The sequence below is a fragment of the Modestobacter sp. KNN46-3 genome, assembly GCF_011039295.1.
Map to the genome: position 1 here is coordinate 20,854 of NZ_JAAKGN010000061.1, position 6,254 is coordinate 27,107.

Annotated in this window: 5 protein-coding genes; 3 read left to right on the plus strand and 2 right to left on the minus strand. The window is 73.2% G+C overall.

Annotation, left to right across the window (positions count from 1 at the left end):
* Positions 1-41 precede the first annotated feature (41 nt).
* The gene (locus G5C62_RS14250; RefSeq protein ID WP_164701510.1) at positions 42-536 is read left to right on the plus strand and encodes a Clp protease N-terminal domain-containing protein; all 495 of its coding nucleotides are present in this window, start codon (positions 42-44) and stop codon (positions 534-536) included.
* Between the two features lie 5 nt (positions 537-541).
* Here the strand turns inward: G5C62_RS14250 and G5C62_RS14255 are convergent, their stop codons facing one another.
* Positions 542-931 carry a DUF4233 domain-containing protein gene (locus G5C62_RS14255; RefSeq protein WP_164701511.1) on the minus strand — a complete coding sequence of 130 codons (390 nt, stop codon included), beginning with the start codon at positions 929-931 and terminating at the stop codon, positions 542-544.
* Entirely contained in the window at positions 928-2,325 is a 1,398-nt protein-coding gene (locus tag G5C62_RS14260) for a folylpolyglutamate synthase/dihydrofolate synthase family protein (protein ID WP_164701512.1), read from the minus strand. The genes G5C62_RS14255 and G5C62_RS14260 overlap by 4 nt, the downstream gene beginning before the upstream one ends.
* Before the next feature lie 19 nt (positions 2,326-2,344).
* Between G5C62_RS14260 and valS the strand changes: the two genes are divergently transcribed.
* A complete protein-coding gene (gene valS / locus G5C62_RS14265; RefSeq protein WP_164701513.1) occupies positions 2,345-4,930 on the plus strand; it encodes a valine--tRNA ligase in 2,586 nt (861 codons plus the stop codon).
* Between the two features lie 299 nt (positions 4,931-5,229).
* Positions 5,230-6,036 (plus strand): DUF559 domain-containing protein, encoded by an 807-nt coding sequence (locus tag G5C62_RS14270; RefSeq protein ID WP_164701514.1) that lies wholly within the window; start codon positions 5,230-5,232, stop codon positions 6,034-6,036.
* Positions 6,037-6,254: the final 218 nt, after the last annotated feature.

Here is a 6,254-nt window from a genome sequence, read left to right on the forward strand (position 1 = left end):
TGTTCGAGCGCTTCACCCGAGAGGCCCGTCAGGTGGTCGTCATGGCACAGGCACAGGCTCGCTGGCTGCACGCCGACCAGGTCGAGCCGGTGCACCTCCTGCTGGCCCTGACGGCCGACCCCGGTCGAGGGGGCCAGGCGCTGCGGGCGACCGGCGCCGACCTGGGGTCCGTCGAGGCGGCCCTGGCACGCTCGAACGGCGCGCTGGACGCCGACGCACTGGCCGCCATCGGCATAGACCTGGACCAGGTGCGGGCTGCTGCCGAGTCCGCCTTCGGCCCGGGCGCGCTGGACCGCGGTGGCCGAGAGCCGTCCGGTCACCTGCCGTTCGCCGAGGGGAGCAAGCGCGCCCTGGAGGAGTCGCTGCGCCACGTCCTGCGGTCGAAGCTGCGCCGCCGGGCCCGGGTCATCGACAGCGGTGCCCTGCTGGCCGGGTTGCTCGCCGTCGGCGACCCGGTGGTGCGGCGGGTGCTCCAGCAGCTGGGCACCGATGCCGACCGGCTGCGCGGTCAGCTCGGGGACGCCTCGGCGGCGTAGCGCCGTCAGCCGGCGGGCGGTGCCGGGGGTGCCGCCGGCGGCGGTCCGAAGGGCGAGCCGAGCAGCTCCTTGCGGACCTGCAGCAGGTACAGCCAGATCGCCAGGAAGATGACGCCGACCAGCCACATCGCCCCGCTGAGCAGCCCGGTGAGCAGCAGCGGCACCTGCAGTGCCGTGCCGATGACCAGACCCTGCGGACGGCGCTGCAGCCCGCTGGCCAGGATGAGCAGCACGGCCAGCACGAGCAGGACGGTCAGCCGGGTGCCGGTGAGCCCTTCTCCGGTCTGGGCGATGCCCCGCGGCACGAAGAGGACGGCGATCCCCTCCAGCAGCAGGATCGCGGCCGCAGCCCCACCGAGGGCCTTGCCGGCGCGGACCGGGTCGGGTGCCGTCATGACCGCTTGCCGCGGAGCAGGCTGCGGGCCTCCCCCGCGGTGATCACGCTGCCGGTGACCAGCACGCCGGACCCGCCGAGCGCGTCGTCGGGACCGGCCTCGGCCAGCTCGATCGCCGACTCCAGCGCGTCGGTGAGCAGCGGGTGCACGCTGACCCGGTCGGCCCCGAACACGTCGACCGCCAGCGCCCCCAGCTCGTCGGCCGGGATCGCCCGCGGAGAGCTGTTCTGGGTGACCACCAGCTCGGCGCACAGCGGCTCCAGCTCGGCCAGCATGCCGCTGACGTCCTTGCCCTGGACGCAGCCGACGACGCCGACCAGCCGGGTGAAGTCGAAGGACTCCCGGACCGCCTCGACGGTGGCCCGCATCCCGGCCGGGTTGTGCGCGGCGTCGACGAGCACCGCCGGGGAGGTGCGCACCCGCTCCAGCCGGCCGGGCGAGCGCACCGCGGCGAAGGACTCCCGGACGACGTCCTGGGCGACCGGGCCGGTGGCCGACCCCGCACCCAGGAACGCCTCCACGGCGGCGAGCGCCACGGCGGCGTTCTGCGCCTGGTGCGCGCCGAACAGCGGCAGGAAGACCTCGTCGTACTCCCCGCCCAGCCCCTGCAGCCGCACCTGCTGGCCGCCGACGGCGACCCGGCGCTCCAGCACGCCGAACTCGGTGCCCTCCCGGGCCACGGTCGCGTCGACCTCGATCGCCCGCCGCACCAAGGCCTCCAGCGCGCCGGCCGGCTGGTGGGCGAGCACCGCGACGACGCCGCCGTCCGGGCGGCCGTCGGGCAGCACGCCGTCCCCGGAGGTCGGCTTGATGATCCCGGCCTTCTCGGTGGCGATCGTGGCGACGTCCGGCCCGAGGTACTCGGCGTGGTCCAGCGAGACGGGGGTGACGACGGCGACCCGGGCGTCGGCGACGGTGGTCGCGTCCCAGGTGCCGCCCATGCCGACCTCGATGACGGCGACGTCGACCGGCGCCTCGGCGAAGGCGGCGTAGGCCATCGCCACCATCACCTCGAAGAAGGACATCGGGACGTCGCTGCCCGCGTCGACCATCTGCACGTAGGGCGCGATGTCGTCGTAGACCTCGACGAAGCGCTCGGCCGGCAGCGGCTCGCCGTCGAGCACGATCCGCTCGCGCATCGACTCCAGGTGCGGGCTGGTGAAGCGGCCGACGCGCAGGCCGAAGCCGCGCAGCAGCTCGTCGACCATCCGCGCCGTCGTCGTCTTGCCGTTGGTGCCGGTGACCTGGACGACGGGCATCGCACGGTGCGGTGAGCCCAGCAGGTCGACCAGGGCGGAGATGCGGGTCAGCGACGGCTCGAGCCGGTTCTCCGGCCACCGCGCCAGGAGCGCCTGCTCGACCCGGGCCAGGTCACGGGAAAGGGAGGTGCTCATCGCTCCTAGGATGCCAGTCATGGTTGCCGACACCCGATCCCTGGACAGCACTCCCCCGGGGAGCACCGGCGGCGTACCCGAGAAGCCCTCGATCGACGGGCTGGAGGAGAAGTGGGTGGCCCGCTGGGCCGAGGGCGACACGTACGCCTTCGACCGGGACGCCGCGCTGTCCGCCCCCCGCTCGCAGACCTACGCGATCGACACCCCGCCGCCGACGGCCAGCGGGTCGCTGCACGTGGGCCACGTGTTCAGCTACACCCACACCGACATCGTCGCCCGGTACCACCGGATGCGCGGCAAGCACGTCTTCTACCCGATGGGCTGGGACGACAACGGCCTGCCCACCGAGCGCCGGGTGCAGAACTACTACGGCGTGCGCTGTGACCCCTCGCTCCCCTACGACGAGGACTTCACCCCGCCGGAGAAGCCGGGCAAGGACCAGCTGCCGATCTCCCGGCGCAACTTCGTCGAGCTGTGCGAGCGGCTCACCGCCGTCGACGAGGACGCGTTCGAGGAGCTGTGGCGCCGGGTCGGCCTGTCGGTCGACTGGTCGAACGTGTACCGGACGATCTCGGAGTCCTCGCGCGCCACCGCGCAGAAGATGTTCCTGCACAACCTGGCCCGCGGTGAGGCCTACGCCCAGGAGGCGCCGACCCTCTGGGACGTCACCTTCCGCACCGCGGTCGCCCAGGCCGAACTGGAGGACCGGGAGCGCCCGGGCGCCTACCACCGGATCGGCTTCGCCGGCCCCGAGGGCCCGGTGTTCATCGAGACCACCCGCCCCGAGCTGCTGCCGGCCTGCGTCGCCCTGGTCGCCCACCCCGACGACGAGCGCTACCAGCCGCTGTTCGGGAAGACCGTCACGACGCCGCTGTTCGGCGTCCAGGTGCCGGTCGTGGCGCACCGGCTGGCCGAGCCGGACAAGGGCTCGGGCATCGCGATGATCTGCACCTTCGGCGACCTGAACGACGTCACCTGGTGGCGGGAGCTGCAGCTGCCGACCCGCGCCGTCATCGGCTGGGACGGCCGGTTCATCGCCGACCCGCCGGCCGACGTCCCCGCCGACGTGTACGCCGAGCTGGCCGGCAAGACCTCCTTCAGTGCGCAGCAGCGGATCGTCGAACTGCTCCGTGAGTCCGGTGACCTGGTCGGCGACCCGAAGCCGATCACCCACCCGGTGAAGTTCTTCGAGAAGGGCGAGCGCCCGCTGGAGATCGTCACCACCCGGCAGTGGTACATCCGCAACGGCGGGCGGGACGGCGACCTGCGCGACGCGCTGCTGGCTCGCGGCCGGGAGATCCAGTGGGTACCCGAGCACATGCGGCACCGCTACGACAACTGGGTCGAGGGGCTCAACGGCGACTGGCTGATCAGCCGGCAGCGCTTCTTCGGTGTGCCGTTCCCGGTCTGGTACCGGTTGGACTCCGAGGGCGAGCCCGACTACTCCGCGCCGATCCTGGCGCCGGAGTCGGCGCTGCCGGTCGACCCGTCCTCCGACGTCCCCGAGGGCTTCACCGCCGACCAGCGGGGCGTGCCGGGCGGGTTCATGGCCGACCCGGACGTCATGGACACCTGGGCCACCTCGTCGCTGTCGCCGCAGGTCGCCTCGGGCTGGGAGACCGACCCGGAGCTGTTCGCGCACGTCTTCCCGATGGACCAGCGGCCCCAGGCGCACGACATCATCCGCACCTGGCTGTTCTCCACCGTCGTCCGGGCGCACTTCGAGCACGGCGCGGTGCCGTGGACGCACGCGACCATCTCCGGCTTCGTGGTCGACCCCGACCGCAAGAAGATGTCGAAGTCCAAGGGCAACGCGACCACCCCGATCGACGTGCTGGAGCGCTACGGCACCGACGCGGTGCGCTGGCGTGCCGCGGGCGCCCGGCCGGGTGCGGACTCACCCTTCGACGAGGCGCAGATGAAGGTCGGCCGCCGGCTCGCCATGAAGGTGCTCAACATCGGGAAGTTCGTGCTGGGGTTGGGCGCCTCTCCCGACCTGACGGCCGAGGCGGTCACCGAGCCGATCGACCGCGGGCTGCTCGCCTCGTTGGCCCAGGTGGTCGACGAGGCGACTGCGGCGATGGAGGCCTACAACTACACCCGGGCGCTCGAGGTCACCGAGTCGTTCTTCTGGTCCTTCTGCGACGACTACGTGGAGCTGGTGAAGACCCGCGCCTACGGCTCTGGTCCCGCGGCTGCTTCCGCGCAGGCCACGCTGGCGCTGGCACTGTCGGTGCAGCTGCGGCTGCTCGCCCCGGTGCTGCCCTTCGTCACCGAGGAGGTCTGGTCCTGGTGGCAGACCGGCTCGGTGCACCGGGCGCTGTGGCCCACCGCGACCGAGCTGCCGGCCGGCGGCGACCCGGCGGTGGTGACGGCAGCGGCCGAGGTCCTGTCGCTCGTCCGCAAGGCGAAGTCCGACGCGAAGACCTCGATGCGCACCGACGTGGCGACGACGACGGTGACCGTGCCCGAGGCGCGGGTGGCCGCGGTCGAGGCCGCCCGGGGTGACCTGGTCGACGCCGGCCGGATCGCGGAACTGACCGTCGTCGCCGGCGACGGCCCCCTGCGCGTCGACGTCGTCCTCGCCGAGACCCCCGAGGCCTGACGCCGCCCGGCTGCTGCCCGATTTCCGGGTGGCAGCCGGCGGCGCCTGCCGGTGATGTGCACTGACGGCAGGTAATGCGGCCGGGGTGCGCCGCGGCCGCACATCGTCACCTTCCACAGCTGCCGCGGTGGTCCACAGATGCAGAGCGACAGCACCTCGGCCGCTGCCGGTGACCGAGTGTGGCGCGCATGGCTCACGACATCGCTGCCCTCCTCGGTCGGGACGGCGTCACGCGCGTAGTCGACCTGGCCGGCCGCGTGGACCGACACACCGTCGGGACCTGGGTCAGAGCCGGACGCTTGGAACGCCCGCACCCGGGGGTGGTCGTCCTCCCCGAACGCGCGGGTGAGTGGCGGGTCCGCGCGCTGGCCGCCGTCCTGGCCACGGACGGGGTGCTCAGCCACACCAGCGCACTGACCGTCTGGGGCGTGGCGCCCGCACTCCCCCAGGTGCACGTGTCCATCCGAGCCGGTCGCCGGGCTCCGGTGTTGCAGGCGGTCACCACCCACCGTGTCCAGCGGCTGGACCGGGCGGCCTGGGAGCCCTACCCGGTGACCTCGGTGCGCCGTGCTGTGGTCGACACCTGGGGGTCGGCGCACGGTCGGCCCACCGAGCCGCGGCTGGTCGAGCTGGCGCGGGCAGCTGTCATCGAGACACTCCGCGACGGGCGAGCCAGAGCCCAGGACCTCCGGTCGGAGGCCGACGTGCGTCCCGCGCTCCCCGGCCGTCGCACCCTGATCCGGTTGATCGCCGCTGTCGAGGACGGCAGTCAGAGCGAGTTGGAGCTGTGGGGAGTGCAGCACGTCCTGCGCGGGCCCGGGATGCCCGAGTTCGTCCAGCAGCACCCCGTCCGGCTCCGCTCCGGCACGGTGCGGTTGGACGCCGCCGTCCTGCGCCTGAAGGTGGCCGTCCAGCTGGACGGCGCCGCCTTTCACGGGAGCGCCGAGGCCCGGGAGCGGGACACCCGACGGGACGTCGCGCTGGCGGCGTGCGGGTGGGTCGTCCTCCGGTTCAGCTACCGCCGGCTGACGACCGACCCGGCGGGGTGCCGTCGGGAGATCTTGGCCGTCTGCGCGGCGCGGGAGGCCCTGCTCCGGGCCCGGTGATGTGCAGCTATGGCGGGTTCCTGGGCCAGAACGTGCCTGCAGTGCACATCACCCCGACCACCCTGGGCTGGGAACGCGGACGGCCCGCTCCCTTGGTGGGGAACGGGCCGTCAGAGGTGGCGCTGGGACTACGCGGACTTCTCGCGGGGCACCGGTGCCCGTGGGCTGCGGGCGATCCTGGAGGAGGTTCTCCAGTCGGCTGACTCTTCTAAACATCT

Bases quoted from the DNA above. Each gene is read 5' to 3' on its own strand.
- G5C62_RS14255 (WP_164701511.1), bottom strand. From the start codon at position 931: ATGACGGCACCCGACCCGGTCCGCGCCGGCAAGGCCCTCGGTGGGGCT.
- G5C62_RS14260 (WP_164701512.1), bottom strand. From the start codon at position 2,325: ATGAGCACCTCCCTTTCCCGTGACCTGGCCCGGGTCGAGCAGGCGCTC.
- G5C62_RS14250 (WP_164701510.1), top strand. From the start codon at position 42: ATGGCACAGGCACAGGCTCGCTGGCTGCACGCCGACCAGGTCGAGCCG.
- valS (WP_164701513.1), top strand. From the start codon at position 2,345: ATGGTTGCCGACACCCGATCCCTGGACAGCACTCCCCCGGGGAGCACC.